Genomic DNA, 18,003 nt, shown 5'->3' with positions numbered 1-18,003 from the left:
GCACATTATAACGCCTAAAATAACTGTTTATGGTGATATATCGGACTAAAAAAGTATCTGAGCTTGCTGATTTTACTCCATTATTTTCTTTTATTGGAACAAACCAGGCAGTATGTTATAATTTATTATTATGAAAAAAGATCCTACAGCTACACGTACCAAGATTATGAATGCGGCCAAAACGCTTATTCTCGATAATGGCTTTGGGGGCACCACGGTTGATGCAGTTATTGAACGTGCCGGGGTAAGCAAAGGAGCTTTTTTTCATCATTTTTCGAGTAAAGCTGAACTGGGACATATCCTGGTAAAAAGATATGCTGAAAATGATGCCCAACACCTAGACGAAACCCTGGATAAAGCAGAAGAGCTCAGTGACGATCCCCTGCAGCAGCTGCTTATTTTTGTAAAGCTGTTTGAACAGGAGATGCGTTCGCTGGAGGACCCATTCCCCGGCTGTCTTTATGCCTCATATATCCACCAATCCGAACTTTTTGATGATCGAATCAAGGAACTTATCCGTGAGTCGATGCTGAAATGGCGTATCCGGGTTAAAGCAAAGCTTGAAGAAGTTGTTGAGAATCATCCACCTAAACAGGAAGTGGACCTGGAAAGTCTGGCTGATATGCTACTTGTCATTTTTGAAGGGGCTTTCGTGCTGTCTCAATCCCTTAAAGAAGCCAAAACCGTAGCTCAGCAGCTGGCTCATTACCATACCTATCTGCAGCTTCTTTTTGAAGAAAAGGGATAGCCTGATTTTACTGGGTGTTAAACTGCAGGTGTATCCCCAAAGAAAACAATAACGTCCGATAGTCAAAAGCGATATCATCCTGCAGCGGCCCGGCAACACCAACTTGGGTTTCAAATTTTACATTTTTCCATCCCAGGCGTGCAAAAGCTGACGGCTCAAAAAAAGTTCCTCTCTCTGATTCCTCATAGGTTGTATTTGAAGTTTCAAACTTTCTAAAAATGACGTGTCCCAACCGAATAGCCACACCGGCCTCCAATATTCCCGTCTCCACGCCAATATTATTTTGCAGAAACACCTTTGTATAATCACCGGTTGCTTTTACTTGCTGGGGACCAAAGAAATTATACTGCGTGACTGACTCAGCAGAACCTGCGCCAACCCCAGCCATAACCTCATATCGCCCCTTAGTGCCAATCGGTCTAAAATAGGTGCCGCCTATCTCGGCATAGCTGTGCTCATGAAAATCATCAGCGGTTCCCTCTTCTTCCGAAGAGCCAAAAGAAGCAGCACCAATAATCCCGAAGTTATCCGACACCGCATATCCGGCCTGTATATCACCTCCATTCACACCGGCATGGGCCGCAGCATGGAGCTCCCCTTTTTCGTTCATCAGATTAGTGTGTTGTGCACTGGGAACATACACCGAAGCACATCCTGAAAAGAGTAACCCGCTTAGTCCCAGTACAAGGACCATCATATGTTTAAAAAAATCCATTTCTATTTCTCCAAAAAGATTTTCATCAATCTTCTTCAGTAGAATAGTATTTGAATAAAAGTATAATATCAATTACACGGTTTCCTTTTAATTTGTAGCAAGAAAATCACGCACCTCTTTAAATATTGGCCGATCCACTTCATCTGACGTTGTCATGGTAATTAACATCTTATAGTGTGCCTTTGCTTTAACAATATCACCTGCCAACTCTGCCGCACGACCAGCACCATATAGACTTCGTAACCGATTGGCAGATATAGCCAAACTTTCTTCATAAGCCTTCAAGGCTTCTTCGGGACGATCCATTTTCAAAAGTATATCTCCCAGCAATTCGCGCGCCGGCAAGATATGGCCGGGCGTAATCGGATGCTTACCAACTCTATCTTCGGTATCAGCGGCCTTTTTCATTAATGTAAGAGCTTTTTCCTGACTCCCCTCTTCGAAAGTCATCCACGATTCAATAGCCATTCGCTGCGCATCAGTCAACACCGCCCAGTACTCTTCACCTTTTTCATTTAGGGTTTGATATATGTTATTCAATGCTTCTATCGCTTGCCGTGCTCCATTCAAATTGCCCGACCGCGCCGAACCAATGCCCCGAGCAAAATAGATCATCGATTGTGCAGCTGGATACTTATCCACCAAAAAATTATTGGGAGACTCCAGCGAAATTTGAGCAGACTTATCCCATTCCTCGCGTTCAAGATTGTATCGCGTCAGTGCAGCTACCACCGAATAGGCCGAACCCAGATGATCTTGCACGTTCTCGACCTTTATCGTTTTTTGAGCTACTTTTTTCGCCTTTCTATCTTCTCCCCGCTGGAGATATGCATAGTTCAGATAATCCAGCGCATGCACGTAATGCATCGAAACTTCATCTTCTGAAGACTGGCGAAGTGCCGCCTCTGCCGAACGCTTATTCCAATCGATGACATCCGACCAGATTCCCTGTCTTACAAAAATATGGCTTGGCATGTGCAGGGCGTGCGGAACATCGGGGGCCACTTTATCGTAAGCTCGTGCAACATCCACCGCTCGCTTAGCTAATTTTGGATTATCATAAGCGTGAATAATGTAATGGAATAGTCCTGGATGCTGGGGATACTTTTCATGTAGTTCTTCGAGCATTGCGCCCGCTTTTTGCTGATGGCTAAGCGTCCCATCTTCAGGCGGTGCAGTAGCTAGATGTCCCAAAGCATAAAATGCTGCCCCATCTTCATCATTCGGATACTGCTCGTGTAACTCTCGATATCCCTCCTCAAAAACAGAAAGCTGATCACGATAAGATGTTGCTTCCCAATTTTTAAAAAATGGTTCTAGCGCATTTATGTACGCCATTTCTCGATGGGGTACTCCATCCATACCTTTTGCCTTGGCTATAGCTTTGCTGCCCGCTTTAAACTCAGTATCCGCGGGACGCTGTCCCCATAGCGGATGGACATAGCTCATGGCAATACCCCATTGCGCTATTGCACATTCGGAATCTGATTCGGCTACTTTCTTAAATTTATCCCGGGCCTGCTCATACATCATGTGATGCATTAATGCCAAGGCATGGTCAAAATCGGCCTGAACTTCGTCAGTGCATGAAACATTGAAATCGACTTTCCCATACTGCTGAGACTGAGCGCGCAGCTCCTGAATAGGTACGAGTATCATATATCCTAAAGTGCATAAACATATAAGTATTTTTTTATTCATCATGACTCTCCTCTTTTTCTTTTTAATAACAAAACAAGGCGAAACTTTGCACCTTTGATCTATGCTTACTTACAGTCAATAATGATCACATATGTTCCTCTTGCTGTGATTCTTTTTTCCGTACCTTCAACCTCGGAAAAAATTTGGGGACCCGGTCCCGATAATCCTTATACTTATTTCCGAATCGTTGAACCATTGCCTTTTCTTCATAAAAAACTCCTATCAAGATGTAGAGAGTCATCCCGCCAGAAAAAATAAAATGCCCTACAGTCATATGTGGAATGGACCAAAATGCGATTAAAAAACCAAGCATAAGCGGGTGGCGGACATATTTATAAAATCCTGGTTCCATAAACTGCGGGGAGTGTTGTTCTATACCCCTCATATAATTCCAGACCTGCTTGAGCCCAAATAAGTTAAAGTGATCAATCATCCACGTGGAAAGAAACAGGACTAGCCAGCCAAGCCAGAACCCCCACTGCAGGACTAAAGAGACCCACACTGTATCAACATGCCAAACCGTTTCTGGAAGTGGCTGCCAAAACCAAAGAATTAAAATTAAAGCAATGGCTGAAAACAACACATAAGTACTACGCTCTAACGGCTGAGGCACGAATTTCGTCCACCACTCCTTGAAGGATTTCCGTGCCATTACAGTGTGCTGAACCCCAAACAAGGCAATCAATCCCAAGTTGATAAGAATGGATTCTGCCAGAGATCCTGATACCCCCTCATTTACTGCTGTAGGTGCATAGACTTCAAAGCCTCCAAGAAATAATATCATCCACAAAAAGCTCGCAAAGAAAATCAGGTAACAAATAACACCATAGATAAATGCAATTAGTTTTTTCATCATATCAAGGTTCGTTGTTACGATTTAGTAAATGAGTTCAAAAAATCCCGCTTTTTAATCCGAAATAATTTATTCAACGGCAAAAGCATCGATGGGCTCCTCAAATGCAATAAATAACACGCAAGATTCCTCCGAAATACACGCTGCTTTATGGCGTTTCTCGGGTGGTCCATATGCATAAGAACCAGTTTTTATCACCTCGGGTTTTTGCCCCTCATATTCAACCTTCATTTCTCCTGATACTAATACCATGCGCTCGGCCGAATGATGCCAATGGTTGGGCACCTCTGTATTCCCTTCCATTTTGAAAAAGATATCTGCATTGGGTTCTGCAGGATCCCCCTGGAGAACAGCTATACTACAGCTTTTGGGCATGAATTCCGGACATCCTCCCCATTCAAGTTTATCCGCATCAATACTGCGGACAAAAGCATCCCCTTGATCTTGAGCTATCAGCAAAGTTGGAAAAAGCAGTAATGTTAAAACAACAGTGACGAAAATTGATGAATTGGTATACATAGCGTTTTTGTTTAGTTAGTTAAGGTAAATATTTCCGACTAATGCCAACCTATCTTATACTACGGGAAAGGGCAATTTTAGCAAGGTCAACAATAGGTGAACAATAGCTTAAAGCAGCCTTAACTTGCTCTAAGCGCAAAAATACTAACTGCTTTTTTCAATCTCTCTCTTTTCTATTTCCATCATAAACTCAGTAAGATTTTCTTCCGTCTCAATATCCAGCTTTTTGCGAAGACGGTAACGCGCCGTTTTAACGCTCTCGGGTGTAATACCCAAAATAGTTGCGGTCTCTTTAATGGATAGATTCAATTTCGCCAGTGCCGAAAGACGCAATTCGTTTGGTGTAAGATCGGGGTAATGTTCATTTAATGCTTTAAAAAAAACAGTATGTACTTCTTCAAAATAGAGGCGAAATTGCTTCCAGTCGTCGTCGAGACTAAAGCTATAATCCACCATATTTCGCAACTTCTGTAACGCTCTGTTGATATCTCCATTATCCTGCTGACAGATAGAGTTAATCTTATGTTTAAGCTCCTTCATTGTTTCGTTTTTCTGCACCAAATGAAGTGAATGAGTTGTAAGCTGTTTATTTTTGAATTCAAGGTCATTCTCCAACTGCTTCTCTTTAAGACGAATATTTTCAAGTTCTGTGCGATTTTTATTGATCTTCAGTCGCTGCCGGTTATAAATCAAGAACCCTATAATACCCACCATCACCAGTCCTGCCATTACAGCGTTTCTCATGAACGTTTTGCGCTGATTCTCTTTTTCAAGTAGCGCAATTTCCTTTTCCTTCTGAGCTGCCTCATATTTAGTCTGTAACTCGTTAATCTGTTGTGACTTTTCTTTATTTAAGATACTATCCTCTACCATCCTGAGCTTTTTCTGGTGCAGAAATGCCTTTTTGTAATCTCCAAGAGTGCTATAAATATCTGAAAGCAGTTTATGTCCCACTTTCTCACCGAGCAGGGAACCGAAATCCTGAGAGAGCATGAGCGTTTTTTTAGCATGAATCAGTGCCGAGTCATTTCTTTCTGAGAAATAATACACCTTTGCCAAATTTTCGTGTATGATCGAAGTAAGATCCGGATCTCGATCATCATTCCTCTTCAAAGCGCGGTTCAAATAATTAATAGCTTCACTATAGTTATTTTGCTGCATATATATCCGCCCTATATTATTCAAACTGTTGGCTATGCGGATAATATATTCTAAATCACGTCGCATCTTCAGCGCTTGGAAGTGATATTCCAATGCCTGTTCATACTTACCTTGATCTCCATACAGCAATCCCAAATTGTTGTAATTAATTGACATCCCATGTCGATTGTCCAATCGCCGATTAATTTCCAAAGCCCGTTCATAAAATTTTTGTGCCCTTTCCTCATTGTCCAACTCAAAATAAACCAAACCAATATTCCCCGATATTGAAGCAGTGGCCCGGTCTAATTCATTAGCCTCACTCAACTCAATCGCCTGAAAAAAATATTCCAGTGCTGTATCATACTGGGTTTGCGTCTTATAAAGGTTTCCGATGTCGTTAAGTTGTGATATTATGCCAAGCGTATCACCTGATTTTTGATTATAGGAAATTCCTTTCTCATGATGATTTAGCGCTGTTTCAAAATTTCCCTTTACCCCGTTCGAATAACCTAATTCGCGATGTGCCTTGGCAATTCCTTTGGGATAATCAATTTTCTTAGCAATTTCGAGCGCTTGTTCAGCAAACCTAATCGCCCGATCCGGATCAGCAAAAGAAAGCTCATAACTCGAATCAATTAAAGCATGTACCAATGTTGTATCCGATAAGGTAGGTTTTGTCGGAATGTTGATTTGCCCTTGAGATTTACCCCAACAGACAATCAGTAACAATATGACAGTGCTAATCTTTTTGCCCATCACATTTGATTGCTTTTTTTAAATATATAAAAAAGCAGGGGTAATTAAGTAAAATCAAACAAATTAGTGTTCATCTCATTTTGAAATGAATTATCTTTGAATAAAAAAGCCCATCAAGCTTTCACCTGACAGGCTTTTATTATCCGATAACTGAAAAGTTATTACTCTTCTGCTTCCACCTTTTCTTTCTCTTCATCCTCCAGCCAGGAATAGGGATAACTCTCATCATCCAGTTTTTTGGCTTCCATAGTGAGGTGCAATGGATGGAAGGTATCGATCATCACCGCATACTCATCGGTACCTTCTTTACCAATACTGCCTTCATACTTTCCGGGATGCGGCCCATGCGGAATACCACCGGGATGTTGCGTAATACTGGCGGTTTCCACCCCTTTGCGACTCATGAAATCACCCTCAACATAGTAGAGCACCTCATCAGAATCCACATTGGAGTGTGCATAGGGTGCCGGTATCGATTTGGGGTGGTAGTCATACTTTCGCGGGCAGAAAGAGCAAACCACGTAATTCGCTGCCTCAAAAGTCTGGTGTACCGGTGGCGGCTGGTGCACACGGCCGGTGATGGGCTCAAAATCCTTAATATTAAAGATCCAGGGATACAGATATCCATCCCAACCTACAATATCAAAGGGATGATGCTCGTACCAATACGAAGTATATCGTCCCTGCTTTTTAATACGCACTTCAAACTCACCCTCACGGTTCACAAATACCGGTCCCTCAGGACGTCGAATATCACGCTCACAGAAAGGACTATTCTCGGCAAACTGTCCTTTTTCGGTCAGGTAGCGGTTCGGCACGTCAATAGGTCCTGTAGAATCTACCGTTAGTACGCGATTTTTCTCTGTCTCAAAAACCATCTGGTAGATGGTACCACGCGGGATAAAGATATAATCACCATATCCGAAGTCGAGCTTACCGAACATGGTTTGTACATACCCTTCCCCTTCGTGGATAAACAGCAACTCATCGTGTTCTCCATTTTTATAGAAGTAGTCCATCTCTTCGGTAGGACGAACCGCTCCAATTTGAACATCATTATTGAACAGTAATACCTTTCGCCCCATCACCGGGTCGCCGCCCTCTTCAATGTTGGCGGTTCGCAGGTGGTGATGACGAAGTACGCCCTCATCCCACTTTTCAATCTTTACTTCTTCTCCCTTCTCTACCTTAAAAGTACGGGTAGGCGGGTTATGGTGATAAAGCAGTGATGAGCTTCCGTGAAACCCCTCGGCTCCGAAAAGCTGCTCTTGGTACAGCTCTCCGTCGGGTCGTCTGAATTGTGTATGCCGCTTATGCGGGATCTTTCCTAGTTGATGGTAAATCATAGTGTCCTCATTTTTGTCAAAAGTAGAAAGTCACAAGCAGAGAATCATAGTACTTGGCAAACTCTCAATACTTACGACTTTCGACTAAATTTAAAGATTTCCGCGCTTTTCCTGCTCTCGTTCAATAGCTTCAAAAAGAGCTTTAAAATTTCCTTTCCCGAAGCCACGGGCTCCTTTTCGCTGGATAATTTCAAAGAAAAAGGTTGGCCGGTCTACTACGGGCTTAGAAAAGATCTGTAACAGGTATCCCTCATCATCGCGATCCACAAGAATACCCAACTCCTCAAGCTTATCAATAGGCTCGTCAATAGTGCCTACCCGCTCTTCGAGCTCCTCATAATAAGTGGTAGGAACATGCAAGAATTCTAAACCACGTCCCTTCAGTTCATTTACCGTTTTAATAATATCGCCGGACAGCAGGGCAATATGTTGCACGCCCGGACCTTCATAGAAATCAAGGTACTCTTCAATCTGTGACTTTTTCTTGCCGTCAGCCGGTTCATTGATAGGGAACTTAATCATACCGCGCCCACCGGCCATCACTTTCGACATCAGTGCCGAATATTCCGTAGAAATATCGTCATCATCAAAGTGGATATACTGTGTGAAGCCCATCACATCGCGGTAGAATTCCACCCACTTGTTCATTTTACCTTTCTCGACATTGCCCACACAGTGATCTACAAACTGTATACCTACCGGCTCTACATTCTCAATCGGAGATTCGGCTTCTTGGAAACCGGGCATAAATAATCCATCATAACCCGACCGGTCGATAAAGGTATGGATGGTATCGCCATAAGTGGCTATAGCAGCTTTTCGAATAGTGCCGTTTTCATCCTTCAGGTCATGCGGCTCTTCCACACTGGTTGCTCCACGCTTGACCGTTTCCTTGTAGGCCCGGTCCACATCTTCAACATGCATGGCAATATCATGGATACCGTCGCCGTGTTTGGCAACATGCTTGGCAATAGGGGAATCGCTGTTCAGCGGCGCTGTTAACAGGAATCGAATATTTCCTTGTTCCAACAGGTATGATACCCTGTCTCTGTTTCCGGTTTCCAGCCCACTAAATGCTTTCAGTGTAAATCCAAATACCGTTTGGTAAAAATGACTGGCTTGTTTGGCATTACTCACGTAATGCTCCACATAATCTACATCTTGCAGGCCCAAGTGGTCATCAAACTCTTGTTCCACCGGGCGTTCAAGTGTAGCAGCTTGGTCGGCTCCTGCTCCCATAGTATTACCTCAATCTTTTCATTATGATTTTCATAAAGTTAATATAGTGTCCAGCTAATTATGTCTCAAATTATTTGGCAGCTTATGTAATAAAGATATAAAATTAAGGTTGAACAAACCTAAAGCCGATGAATGTATTTGTTAATTTTAATGTTCCTATATATGTTCTGAGTGCAAAAAGTTTTCACAAATATTTTACCATATGAGCAAAGAATCCAAAGCGCAAGAGTTCCAGGAACGGATCGATAATGGGGAAACCATAGAACCCAAGGATTGGATGCCTGAACGGTATCAAAAACAACTTATACGGATGATGTCGCAACACGCCCATTCCGAAGTTGTAGGGATGCTGCCCGAAGGCAACTGGATTACCCGGGCCCCCTCGTTACGCCGTAAAATGATCTTGTTATCAAAAGTACAAGATGAAGCCGGACATGGCTTGTATCTCTACAGTGCAACGGAAACCCTGGGGGCAAGCCGACAAGAAGTTCTTGATGATCTTCTAAACGGACGCGCCAAGTATTCCAGCATTTTCAATTATCCTACCCTCTCTTGGGCAGATGTAGCTGTTATAGGTTGGCTGGTTGATGGTGCTGCCATTATCAACCAGACGATGTTGGCCCGCAGTTCATACGGTCCGTATTCTCGTGCTATGGTTCGGATCTGTAAAGAAGAAAGTTTCCATAAAAAGCAGGGCTACGAGATGGTGGCCCAGATGGCTGATGGTACTCCCGAGCAGCAAGAGATGATTCAAGATGCTGTTGATAGATGGTGGTGGCCTACTCTGATGATGTTTGGTCCGCATGACGAGGATTCTCCCAACAGTGCTGAGCTCATTAAATGGGGAGTAAAATCAAAGACAAACGACGAGTTACGCCAGAGTTTTGTGGATCGACATGTACAAGAAGCCCATGCTGTGGGACTTGAGATCCCCGACCCCGACCTGGAGTACAATGAGGAAACCGAGCACTGGGAGTTTGGTGAAATTGACTGGGATGAGTTCTGGAATGTGGTCAGAGGTAATGGCCCCATGAACAAGGAACGTATGAAAACCCGTCGCGAAGCCCACGAAAACGGGAAGTGGGTACGGAAAGCCGCCGAAGAATATGCTCGCAAGCAGCGACTTCAGAAAGAGAAGGCTTCATAGGGAGATGGTTATTTAGGTTACGAGTTGCGGGTTGCTCGTAGTCTCCTTTAGAAAAAAAACGCGCAACCCGAAATCCGTAACTTGTAATAACAAAATATTCGATAACCAAGAACTCGTAATCAAAATCATGACCAAAACCGACGAAAAAGAATCTAAAGATACCCAATGGCCGCTCTGGGAGGTCTTTACCCAGCCCCGAGATGGCAAACCCCATGAACATGCGGGCAACGTACACGCCCCCGACGCCGAAATGGCCCTGGAAAATGCACGGGATGTATACGCCCGGCGTAAAGAGGCCGTCAATATATGGGTTGTCCCCAGTGACCAAATTGTGGCCTCCAAAGGGGAAGATGCCGGCCCGTTTTTCGATCCGGCTGATGACAAACCCTACCGTCACCCACAGTTTTACAGTGTACCCCGAGTTTCAAAACGACGAAAATGAGTACCCAGACAAAGACATTGACAAAGAAAGAAGCTTTATTTGAATACTTGGTCCGGCTTGCCGATGACCGCCTTATTCTGGGGCATCGCCTCTCGGAATGGTGCGGCCACGGGCCCATTCTTGAAGAAGATATCGCGCTGGCCAATGTGGCCCTCGATTATATCGGGCATGCGGCATCGCTCTACGAATATGCCGTGGAAATAGAAGGCGAAGATCGCCACCGTGATGACCTGGTCTACTTCCGCAATGACGTAGAGTTTAAAAATCTTAAGCTCACCGAACTGCCCAAAGGGGACTTTGGCTTTACCATCGCCCGCCAGTTTCTCTTCGCCTCTTTCAGTTACTTCCTCTATACGGAACTTTCTGAAGTAGAAGACGAGCAGTTTGCCGGCATGGTAAAGAAACATCTCAAAGAGGTTAAATACCACCTTCGTCACAGCCGCGAGTGGGTACTACGCCTGGGCGACGGTACTGAAGAAAGCCATGAGCGTATCCAAGATTCGATTGACGACGTCTGGACTTACGTAGGTGAACTCTTTTACCAAGACGAAGTGGACGAAATTTTGCAGGAGCATAACCTGGCCGCCGATACCGAAACGTTTAAAGAAGAATGGAAAGAGCTGGTGGTGGATACCCTGGAAGAGGCAACCCTAGAGGTACCCGACTTTGATCAGTTTATGGTAGAAGGCAGCCGACAGGGACTACATACCGAACATCTGGGCCACCTTCTGGCCGAAATGCAGCATCTGCGCCGCTCATACCCCGATGGCAATTGGCAATAAAAAATTATGACAGCCACAAAATCTACATATAACAAAGAAGATATCTGGGAGCTGATATCCGAGGTTACCGACCCGGAGATCCCGGTATTGACCATTGTAGATTTGGGGATCGCCCGTGATGTGGAATACAAGGATGGCACGTTTGTCATCCGCATCACCCCCACCTATTCGGGCTGCCCTGCCATGCAGGCCATTGAAAAGGAGATTGAGAAAAAACTGCGGCTCAACGGCATCGACAATTTCGAGATCAAAACGGATTTCTCGGAAACCTGGACCACCGACTGGATGACGGAAGATGCCAAAAAGCGCCTCAAAGAGTATGGCATTGCACCACCGGGCAAAACCGAAAAAGTGGATAATTTTCTAAAATCTCTTGAGAGTTCGGGGGATCATGTGCCCTGCCCATATTGTGATTCTGAAAATACGGAAATTCAAAGTGAGTTTGGGTCTACAGCTTGCAAAGCACAGTACTATTGCCGAGATTGCAATGAGCCTTTTGAACACTTCAAATGTATTTAAGGAGGTCAAGCGATGCGACAATTTATTTTTTTCGTCATCTTGCTATTATATGGACTTTCCAGTATTGCGCAACCTGTCAGAAAAGGAGTGCAAACTAAAAAAGATACCACTAGCATTTCTATTCAAGAACTACTGAATCCCTCATTGTTACCCCTGAATATAAATGATCCTGCTTACTCTTCGTCCAAATCAAATGTTACCCAATTTAGTAAAACAACAAAGCTTCTGTTAAAATTAGGAGCAGACTTAGTTCGTGGAGACATGGAGGATCACTCAATCTATTCTCTGGATAACGCCTGGAAATATCCCGGGCCAACGGTACGCTATCCTGAAACAGCTACCGAATATCAACTTTTTCTAGATCGGTATAGGCAATACAATCTGGATAACGATAATTAATTACTAAACAATTCTGATAAATGAGCGAAAAGTTAGTTACATCTTCTGTTGACAATGGCATACTAACAATTACTCTTAACCGGCCAGACAAGCTCAACAGTTTCATCGAGCCCATGGCCAAGCAGCTGCAAGAGGCGCTGGCCGATGCAAAGACTAATGATGATGTCCGATGTGTGCTGTTAACAGGCAAGGGTAACGCTTTTTCTGCCGGGCAGGACCTACCCGAAGTCGTAGATAAAGGGGATGACTATGAACTGGGCGAAACCGTTCGCAAAAGCTATAATCCCGTTATCAAAGCCATTCGTCATCTCGAGAAGCCGGTAGTCTGTGCCGTAAATGGAACGGCAGCGGGTGCAGGTGCTAACCTGGCCCTGGCCTGTGATATCGTACTGGCTTCCGAAGAGGCTGTTTTTGTACAATCATTCAGTAAAATTGGATTAATTCCCGACAGCGGCGGCACCTTTTTCTTGCCCCGCCTGGTAGGACTGCAGCGTGCCAATGCAATGTACCTGCTCGATGAAAAGGTATCGGCAGAAAAGGCCGAAGAAATCGGCCTTATCTATAAAGCAGTGGAAGATGGGTTTCTCATTGCAGAAGCTAATTCCATCACCCAAAAACTGGCGAAAATGCCAACCAAAGGATTTGGCCTCTACAAGCGGGCCATCAACCAATCACTCAGCAACAACCTTGACGAACACCTGGAGCTGGAAGCCGACCTGCAAACCGAAGCCGGCAACACCCACGACTACCACGAAGGGGTACAATCGTTTTTAGAAAAGCGGAAGCCGGAATTTAAAGGAAAGTAGGTCAATAATTAAGCCCTCCGATATTTTCTTCGAAAGGAGAATCTACCATTCCTTTCACCAACCTTTTATCAGCTGTATAGAAAATGGCCTCGTAATCAACAGCTACGGCAAGGTAGGTGGCATCAAAAAAGGTAACCGGAAATGCTGTTGACAGATGAAAAGCAAATTCTGAGATCTCTTCAAAGGGAATAATTTTGTAAGGCAGCTGACGAAATACTTTTCGCTTTTGAAAAGCATCAGATACCTCCAGTTCACCTCGTCTTACCTTTTTTGTCAGGATGGCATCAATCTCCGTTAAAAAAAGATCAGGCACCCAAAAGAAATTCAATTGATCAAGCAACTGATGAGCTTCTTCTGTTCCTTCTTCCCAAATAAACCATTTAAGGGCCACAGAGGCATCAATTACATAGTTACTCACCGTTCCCGGTCCTCCCTGATATCATCCGTGCTATCAGAAAACTTTTTGCCTTCGGCTTTATACTTTTCGATGGATTCCCGGGCCATTCGACGAACCTCTTCGAAATCAGGACCGGCATGGGCCTCCAGCAAAGTTTTAAGCTCTTCTTGCAGCGATCGATTATTGGCCGCAGCCTTTTTCTTCAGCTTTTCCAGTACTTCTTCATCAATATTTCTTACGAGTACATCTTTAGACATAACACCTCTCCTTTTATTTCTATACTATCATCATGCTATCACTTTTTTAAATAAAATGCAACCCGAGGGCAAAGCACCCAAAGAGTTGGTTTTAATTGTGAAATCGTTATTTTCAAAACGAATTTAAGTAATCAGGAATTTGAAATAGAATAACATGGATCAAGACACAACTATCGGCGTTGTAGGGGCCGGCACTATGGGACAAGGCATTGCCCAAATTGCATCAACTAACAAACACAAGGTGTACCTGTATGATGCCTACCCCGATCAGCTGGGTAACGCCAAACACGCTCTCCGTAAAATCCTGCAGCGACAGGTCGAAAAAGAGCGGATGAGCCAGAAAGAGGTTAACGATATTATGGATCGCATCCACTTCGTGGAAGACCTCACCAATTTTGATGAGTGTTCATGCGTCATTGAAGCGGTTGTTGAAGACCTGGATATTAAGCAGGATGTCTTTCAACGGCTGGAAGGGATTGTCCCGCGCGACTGTATCCTGGCCACCAACACCTCTTCCCTGTCTATCGCCTCTATCTCATCAGCACTTAAAAAGCCCAAACGTTTTCTGGGGATTCACTTCTTTAACCCGGCGCCTATTATGCCACTGGTTGAGATCGTCCCCGGTATCCCCACAACGGACGATACCACTGAAAGTGCCCGCGCCCTTATCAACAGCTGGGGCAAAACCACGGTATTGGCCAAAGATACCCCCGGCTTTATCGTAAACCGTGTTGCCCGTCCCTTTTACAGCGAGGCGATCCGACAGCTCGAAGAAGGCGTGGCCGACGTGCCTACGATAGACTGGGCAATGAAAGAGATTGGCGGCTTCCGCATGGGACCTTTTGAACTGATGGATTTCATTGGTCACGATGTAAACTACAAGGTGACTGAAACCGTGTTTAAAGAGTTTTTCTACGATCCCCGTTTCAAGCCCTCATTTACACAGAAGCGCTTGGTAGAGGCCGGCTGGCTGGGCAAGAAATCGGGCAAAGGTTTTTATGAGTATGGGGATGAAGCTGACAATCCCGAACCCACCAAGGATGAAGCCTTGGGACAACAGATTGTAGATCGCATTGTAGCTATGTTAATAAATGAGGCCGCCGATGCGGTGTTTATGAATGTAGCCACCATTGAAGATGTTGATTTAGCGATGACCAAAGGCGTGAACTATCCCAAAGGATTGCTGAAGTGGGCTGATGAGCTGGGACTAGACACCGTGCTGAAGCGTATGGAGAAATTACAGGAAGAGTACGGCGAAGACCGCTACCGACCCAATCCACTGCTGAAGCGGAAGGTTCGAAATAACGAGACGTTTCATTGATTCGTGACAAGTAATGCGTGATACGTAATACGTGATGCGTGATGTAGCATCCTGAATCCTGTAACTTGAATCTTGCACAATGAATAAACAGAAACTTGCGGTAAAAGTTGTTGAGAAGATGATGGCTGATGATGCTTTCAGTCAGTGGCTGGGTATTGAGGTAGTCGATATTGAGCCGGGCTATGCCCAGTTAGAAATGAAGGTTCGTCCCGAGATGGTAAACGGCTTTAATGTCTCTCACGGCGGCATCGCCTTTTCGCTGGCCGACAGTGCCCTCGCCTTTGCCTCCAACAGCTATGGACGCGTGGCGCTGGCCCTGGAAAATAATATTTCGTTTACCAAGAAAGTAATGGCCGGCGATCAACTGACAGCGACCACCGAAGAGCTAAGCCTGGGACGACGTATCGCAGTATACAATATTAACATCCAAAACCAGGATGATGACAAAGTAGCCCTGTTTCGCGGCACGGTCTTCCGAACCCAAGACCAACATTTTGAGCAGGATTAAAACTAAACAAACTTTTTACTTAACACTTAAAACTTTCTACTAGCTTATGTCTGAAGCTTATATTATTGACGCCATTCGAACTCCAATCGGCAAATACCGCGGATCGCTCTCCCCCATCCGTGCCGACGATCTGGCTGCACTGCCGATCAAGGAGCTTATGAACCGTAATCCTGATATTGATCCCGAACGCATTGAAGATGTTGTTTTGGGATGCGCTAACCAGGCGGGCGAAGATAATCGCAATGTAGCACGAATGGCTTCTCTGCTGGCAGGACTGCCCACCTCGGTACCCGGCGAAACCGTAAACCGCCTCTGTGCCTCGGGCATGAGCAGTGCAGTGATGGCCTATAAGTCTATTAAGGTAGGTGAAGGCGACCTCTTTATTACGGGCGGGATGGAGCATATGACTCGCGGACCGATGGTGCTGGGCAAAGGATCAGCACCCTACTCCGGTACTAACGAGATGCATGATACCACCTTTGGCTGGCGCTTTGTGAATCCCAAGATGGATGAAGAGTACGGCAGTGAAGCGATGGGCCAGACAGCAGAAAATATTGTGGAGAAGTTTGGCGTGAGTCGCGAAGACCAAGACAAATTTTCGGCCCGATCACAACAGAAAGCGGCCCAGGCTACCGAAAGCGGACGACTGGCCAAAGAGATTATGCCGGTGGAGATCCCCCAAAGAAAAAGTGATCCCAAAATTTTCGAGAATGATGAGTTTATTCGTCCGGACACTACGGTGGAAGTCCTTAGCAAGCTGCCTGCGGTGTTCCGTGATGGCGGCTCGGTAACGCCCGGTAATGCCAGCGGTATCAATGACGGGTCCTGTGCTATGCTGATTGCCGGCGATTCGGCCATTAAGGATTTCGACCTGGAACCGATGGCACGCATTGTGGCTTCGGCCGTAGTGGGTGTTGAACCCCGTATTATGGGGATGGGTCCGGTAGATGCTACCAAGAAGGTGCTCGGCCGCACCGACCTGTCGCTTAACGATATGGGTGTTATTGAACTGAATGAGGCCTTTGCGGCCCAGAGCCTGGCGGTGCTGCGTGAGCTGGGTATTGCCGATGATGATCCACGGGTAAATCCACACGGCGGTGCTATTGCACTGGGACATCCGCTGGGTATGTCAGGGGCACGACTGCTGCAAACGGCAGCTATTGAGCTGCACGAGCAGGATCAACGCTATGCGCTCTGTACACTCTGCGTAGGCGTAGGCCAAGGCATGGCTGTCATCCTGGAAAAAGCTTAGTTATTTGTTGGTAGTTAATAGTTAATAGTTAATTGTTATTGGTTATTAGTTATTGGTTAATGGTTATTTGTTAGTTGTTATTCGTTGATAGGTAAACATGGATTCATCCCAAAAAGAGATACAATCATTTAAGGATCTCAAAGTTTGGCAAGATTGTCGTGAGGTTAGAAAAGAAACCTCTATCCTCGCGAACAAGTTGCCGGATGAAGAAAAGTACCGACTCAAAGATCAACTATTACGCGCATCAAGATCAGTAACTGCTAATATTGCGGAAGGGTATGGCAGGTTCCACTACCAGGAAAATATTCAGTTCTGCCGACAAGCCAGAGGATCATTATATGAACTTTTGGACCACATAAGCTGTAGTATTGACGAAAAATATTTGTCCCCTAATGAAACAGAAAAAATCAGTACCCAAATAACAACTTGTATCAAATTATTAAATGGATACATTGCTTATTTGAAGAAGGCCAAGCAAAATCATATTACCAAGGAACCTTCTATTGAATATGGTTCGGAGCCTAATAACCAATAACCATTAACTAATAACAAGCTGTGATTTACGAATTTGACGGATACAAACCGGTGGTTGATGAAAGTGCCTACGTGCACCCGCAGGCCGCGGTCACGGGCAACGTGGTGATCGGCAAGGATGTGTATATCGCGCCGGGGGCCGCCATCCGCGGCGACTGGGGCAAGATTGTGATCAAAGACGGCTGCAACGTACAGGAGAACTGCACCATCCATATGTTTCCGGGCGTGACGGTGGTGCTCGAAGAGAGTGCGCATATCGGTCACGGAGCTATAATTCACGGGGGACATATTGGCCGCAACTGCCTGGTGGGGATGAATGCGGTGGTGATGGATCGCGTAGAGCTGGGCCCTGAGTGTATTGTAGGCGCCATGTCATTTCTAAAAGAAGGTATGGAGATTCCCAAACGGAAGTTGGTGGTGGGGAATCCCGCTAAAATCGTCAAAGATGTAAGTGATGAGATGATCAAATGGAAGACCCAAGGCACCAAGCTCTACCAAAAACTGCCGGGACAGCTCCATGATTCCCTCAAGGAGTGTGAACCCCTGCGCGAGGAGCCCAAAGACCGTCCCAGCCAGTCGGCTAAATATGAGACCTGGGGCAAGCGGAAGTGATTTGGTT

The 18,003-nt window shown here is 45.1% G+C and carries 21 protein-coding genes; 12 read left to right on the top strand and 9 right to left on the bottom strand.

Annotation, left to right across the window (positions count from 1 at the left end; translation table 11 throughout):
- The first annotated feature begins 130 nt into the window (after nucleotides 1–130).
- Nucleotides 131–748: a TetR/AcrR family transcriptional regulator gene (locus G3569_RS09080; protein ID WP_165268306.1), complete on the top strand. Its 618-nt coding sequence runs from the start codon at nucleotides 131–133 to the stop codon at nucleotides 746–748.
- A gap of 7 nt (nucleotides 749–755) precedes the next feature.
- On the opposite strand, the gene G3569_RS09075 is transcribed toward G3569_RS09080, so the two are convergent.
- From G3569_RS09075 to hppD, 7 genes are all read right to left on the bottom strand, one after another.
- Nucleotides 756–1,463: a hypothetical protein gene (locus G3569_RS09075; RefSeq protein WP_205720107.1), complete on the bottom strand. Its 708-nt coding sequence runs from the start codon at nucleotides 1,461–1,463 to the stop codon at nucleotides 756–758.
- Between the two features lie 87 nt (nucleotides 1,464–1,550).
- The gene (locus G3569_RS09070) at nucleotides 1,551–3,122 is read right to left on the bottom strand and encodes a tetratricopeptide repeat protein (RefSeq protein WP_165268302.1); all 1,572 of its coding nucleotides are present in this window, start codon (nucleotides 3,120–3,122) and stop codon (nucleotides 1,551–1,553) included.
- A 127-nt stretch (nucleotides 3,123–3,249) separates the two neighbouring features.
- Nucleotides 3,250–4,020 carry a methanethiol S-methyltransferase gene (gene mddA / locus G3569_RS09065; RefSeq protein ID WP_205720106.1) on the bottom strand — a complete coding sequence of 257 codons (771 nt, stop codon included), beginning with the start codon at nucleotides 4,018–4,020 and terminating at the stop codon, nucleotides 3,250–3,252.
- 66 nt (nucleotides 4,021–4,086) lie between these two features.
- Nucleotides 4,087–4,536 (bottom strand): cupin domain-containing protein, encoded by a 450-nt coding sequence (locus G3569_RS09060; protein ID WP_165268300.1) that lies wholly within the window; start codon nucleotides 4,534–4,536, stop codon nucleotides 4,087–4,089.
- A 144-nt stretch (nucleotides 4,537–4,680) separates the two neighbouring features.
- Complete coding sequence (locus G3569_RS09055; RefSeq protein ID WP_205720105.1) at nucleotides 4,681–6,330, bottom strand: tetratricopeptide repeat protein; 1,650 nt, start codon at nucleotides 6,328–6,330, stop codon at nucleotides 4,681–4,683.
- A 266-nt stretch (nucleotides 6,331–6,596) separates the two neighbouring features.
- A complete protein-coding gene (locus tag G3569_RS09050; protein WP_165268296.1) occupies nucleotides 6,597–7,781 on the bottom strand; it encodes a homogentisate 1,2-dioxygenase in 1,185 nt (394 codons plus the stop codon).
- A 90-nt stretch (nucleotides 7,782–7,871) separates the two neighbouring features.
- Nucleotides 7,872–9,020, bottom strand: coding sequence for a 4-hydroxyphenylpyruvate dioxygenase (gene hppD, locus G3569_RS09045; RefSeq protein ID WP_165268294.1), 1,149 nt, complete (start codon nucleotides 9,018–9,020; stop codon nucleotides 7,872–7,874).
- Nucleotides 9,021–9,222: 202 nt separating this feature from the next.
- On the opposite strand from hppD, the gene paaA reads away from it, so the two are divergent.
- From paaA to G3569_RS09015, 6 genes are all read left to right on the top strand, one after another.
- The gene (gene paaA, locus G3569_RS09040; protein ID WP_165268292.1) at nucleotides 9,223–10,167 is read left to right on the top strand and encodes a 1,2-phenylacetyl-CoA epoxidase subunit PaaA; all 945 of its coding nucleotides are present in this window, start codon (nucleotides 9,223–9,225) and stop codon (nucleotides 10,165–10,167) included.
- A gap of 127 nt (nucleotides 10,168–10,294) precedes the next feature.
- Nucleotides 10,295–10,609, top strand: coding sequence for a 1,2-phenylacetyl-CoA epoxidase subunit PaaB (gene paaB, locus G3569_RS09035; RefSeq protein ID WP_165268290.1), 315 nt, complete (start codon nucleotides 10,295–10,297; stop codon nucleotides 10,607–10,609).
- The gene (gene paaC, locus G3569_RS09030) at nucleotides 10,606–11,391 is read left to right on the top strand and encodes a 1,2-phenylacetyl-CoA epoxidase subunit PaaC (protein WP_165268288.1); all 786 of its coding nucleotides are present in this window, start codon (nucleotides 10,606–10,608) and stop codon (nucleotides 11,389–11,391) included. Before paaB ends, paaC begins: the two co-directional genes overlap by 4 nt.
- 6 nt (nucleotides 11,392–11,397) lie before the next feature.
- On the top strand, nucleotides 11,398–11,910 hold the full coding sequence (gene paaD, locus G3569_RS09025) for a 1,2-phenylacetyl-CoA epoxidase subunit PaaD (RefSeq protein WP_165268286.1): 513 nt from the start codon (nucleotides 11,398–11,400) through the stop codon (nucleotides 11,908–11,910).
- A 12-nt stretch (nucleotides 11,911–11,922) separates the two neighbouring features.
- Complete coding sequence (locus G3569_RS09020; RefSeq protein ID WP_165268284.1) at nucleotides 11,923–12,309, top strand: hypothetical protein; 387 nt, start codon at nucleotides 11,923–11,925, stop codon at nucleotides 12,307–12,309.
- 20 nt (nucleotides 12,310–12,329) lie between these two features.
- Entirely contained in the window at nucleotides 12,330–13,115 is a 786-nt protein-coding gene (locus G3569_RS09015) for an enoyl-CoA hydratase-related protein (protein ID WP_165268282.1), read from the top strand.
- Nucleotide 13,116: 1 nt separating this feature from the next.
- Here G3569_RS09015 and G3569_RS09010 read toward each other — a convergent pair whose 3' ends face one another.
- Nucleotides 13,117–13,533, bottom strand: a complete 417-nt coding sequence (locus G3569_RS09010) for a type II toxin-antitoxin system VapC family toxin (protein WP_165268280.1) — start codon at nucleotides 13,531–13,533, stop codon at nucleotides 13,117–13,119.
- The gene (locus G3569_RS09005) at nucleotides 13,530–13,769 is read right to left on the bottom strand and encodes a FitA-like ribbon-helix-helix domain-containing protein (RefSeq protein WP_165268278.1); all 240 of its coding nucleotides are present in this window, start codon (nucleotides 13,767–13,769) and stop codon (nucleotides 13,530–13,532) included. Before G3569_RS09005 ends, G3569_RS09010 begins: the two co-directional genes overlap by 4 nt.
- A 154-nt stretch (nucleotides 13,770–13,923) precedes the next feature.
- On the opposite strand from G3569_RS09005, the gene G3569_RS09000 reads away from it, so the two are divergent.
- The 5 genes from G3569_RS09000 (at nucleotide 13,924) to G3569_RS18575 (ending at nucleotide 17,996) form a co-directional block, all read left to right on the top strand.
- Entirely contained in the window at nucleotides 13,924–15,090 is a 1,167-nt protein-coding gene (locus tag G3569_RS09000; RefSeq protein ID WP_165268276.1) for a 3-hydroxyacyl-CoA dehydrogenase NAD-binding domain-containing protein, read from the top strand.
- A gap of 79 nt (nucleotides 15,091–15,169) precedes the next feature.
- Complete coding sequence (gene paaI / locus G3569_RS08995) at nucleotides 15,170–15,598, top strand: hydroxyphenylacetyl-CoA thioesterase PaaI (RefSeq protein ID WP_165268274.1); 429 nt, start codon at nucleotides 15,170–15,172, stop codon at nucleotides 15,596–15,598.
- Nucleotides 15,599–15,644: 46 nt separating this feature from the next.
- Nucleotides 15,645–16,850 (top strand): 3-oxoadipyl-CoA thiolase, encoded by a 1,206-nt coding sequence (gene pcaF / locus G3569_RS08990; RefSeq protein WP_165268272.1) that lies wholly within the window; start codon nucleotides 15,645–15,647, stop codon nucleotides 16,848–16,850.
- Between the two features lie 97 nt (nucleotides 16,851–16,947).
- Complete coding sequence (locus G3569_RS08985) at nucleotides 16,948–17,385, top strand: four helix bundle protein (protein ID WP_165268270.1); 438 nt, start codon at nucleotides 16,948–16,950, stop codon at nucleotides 17,383–17,385.
- Between the two features lie 20 nt (nucleotides 17,386–17,405).
- Nucleotides 17,406–17,996 (top strand): acyltransferase, encoded by a 591-nt coding sequence (locus G3569_RS18575; RefSeq protein WP_165268268.1) that lies wholly within the window; start codon nucleotides 17,406–17,408, stop codon nucleotides 17,994–17,996.
- Nucleotides 17,997–18,003: the final 7 nt, after the last annotated feature.

The organism is Fodinibius halophilus (genome assembly GCF_011059105.1).
Taxonomy (GTDB): domain Bacteria; phylum Bacteroidota; class Rhodothermia; order Balneolales; family Balneolaceae; genus Fodinibius; species Fodinibius halophilus.
This window is presented reverse-complemented; position numbering and strand designations above follow the sequence as displayed.

What these genes read in the sequence shown, in the direction of transcription:
- G3569_RS09080 (WP_165268306.1), top strand. Translation starts at nt 131, where the DNA reads ATGAAAAAAGATCCTACAGCTACACGTACCAAGATTATGAATGCGGCC.
- G3569_RS09075 (WP_205720107.1), bottom strand. Translation starts at nt 1,463, where the DNA reads ATGGATTTTTTTAAACATATGATGGTCCTTGTACTGGGACTAAGCGGG.
- G3569_RS09070 (WP_165268302.1), bottom strand. Translation starts at nt 3,122, where the DNA reads ATGATACTCGTACCTATTCAGGAGCTGCGCGCTCAGTCTCAGCAGTAT.
- mddA (WP_205720106.1), bottom strand. Translation starts at nt 4,020, where the DNA reads ATGATGAAAAAACTAATTGCATTTATCTATGGTGTTATTTGTTACCTG.
- G3569_RS09060 (WP_165268300.1), bottom strand. Translation starts at nt 4,536, where the DNA reads ATGTATACCAATTCATCAATTTTCGTCACTGTTGTTTTAACATTACTG.
- G3569_RS09050 (WP_165268296.1), bottom strand. Translation starts at nt 7,781, where the DNA reads ATGATTTACCATCAACTAGGAAAGATCCCGCATAAGCGGCATACACAA.
- hppD (WP_165268294.1), bottom strand. Translation starts at nt 9,020, where the DNA reads ATGGGAGCAGGAGCCGACCAAGCTGCTACACTTGAACGCCCGGTGGAA.
- paaA (WP_165268292.1), top strand. Translation starts at nt 9,223, where the DNA reads ATGAGCAAAGAATCCAAAGCGCAAGAGTTCCAGGAACGGATCGATAAT.
- paaB (WP_165268290.1), top strand. Translation starts at nt 10,295, where the DNA reads ATGACCAAAACCGACGAAAAAGAATCTAAAGATACCCAATGGCCGCTC.
- paaC (WP_165268288.1), top strand. Translation starts at nt 10,606, where the DNA reads ATGAGTACCCAGACAAAGACATTGACAAAGAAAGAAGCTTTATTTGAA.
- paaD (WP_165268286.1), top strand. Translation starts at nt 11,398, where the DNA reads ATGACAGCCACAAAATCTACATATAACAAAGAAGATATCTGGGAGCTG.
- G3569_RS09020 (WP_165268284.1), top strand. Translation starts at nt 11,923, where the DNA reads ATGCGACAATTTATTTTTTTCGTCATCTTGCTATTATATGGACTTTCC.
- G3569_RS09015 (WP_165268282.1), top strand. Translation starts at nt 12,330, where the DNA reads ATGAGCGAAAAGTTAGTTACATCTTCTGTTGACAATGGCATACTAACA.
- G3569_RS09005 (WP_165268278.1), bottom strand. Translation starts at nt 13,769, where the DNA reads ATGTCTAAAGATGTACTCGTAAGAAATATTGATGAAGAAGTACTGGAA.
- G3569_RS09000 (WP_165268276.1), top strand. Translation starts at nt 13,924, where the DNA reads ATGGATCAAGACACAACTATCGGCGTTGTAGGGGCCGGCACTATGGGA.
- paaI (WP_165268274.1), top strand. Translation starts at nt 15,170, where the DNA reads ATGAATAAACAGAAACTTGCGGTAAAAGTTGTTGAGAAGATGATGGCT.
- pcaF (WP_165268272.1), top strand. Translation starts at nt 15,645, where the DNA reads ATGTCTGAAGCTTATATTATTGACGCCATTCGAACTCCAATCGGCAAA.
- G3569_RS08985 (WP_165268270.1), top strand. Translation starts at nt 16,948, where the DNA reads ATGGATTCATCCCAAAAAGAGATACAATCATTTAAGGATCTCAAAGTT.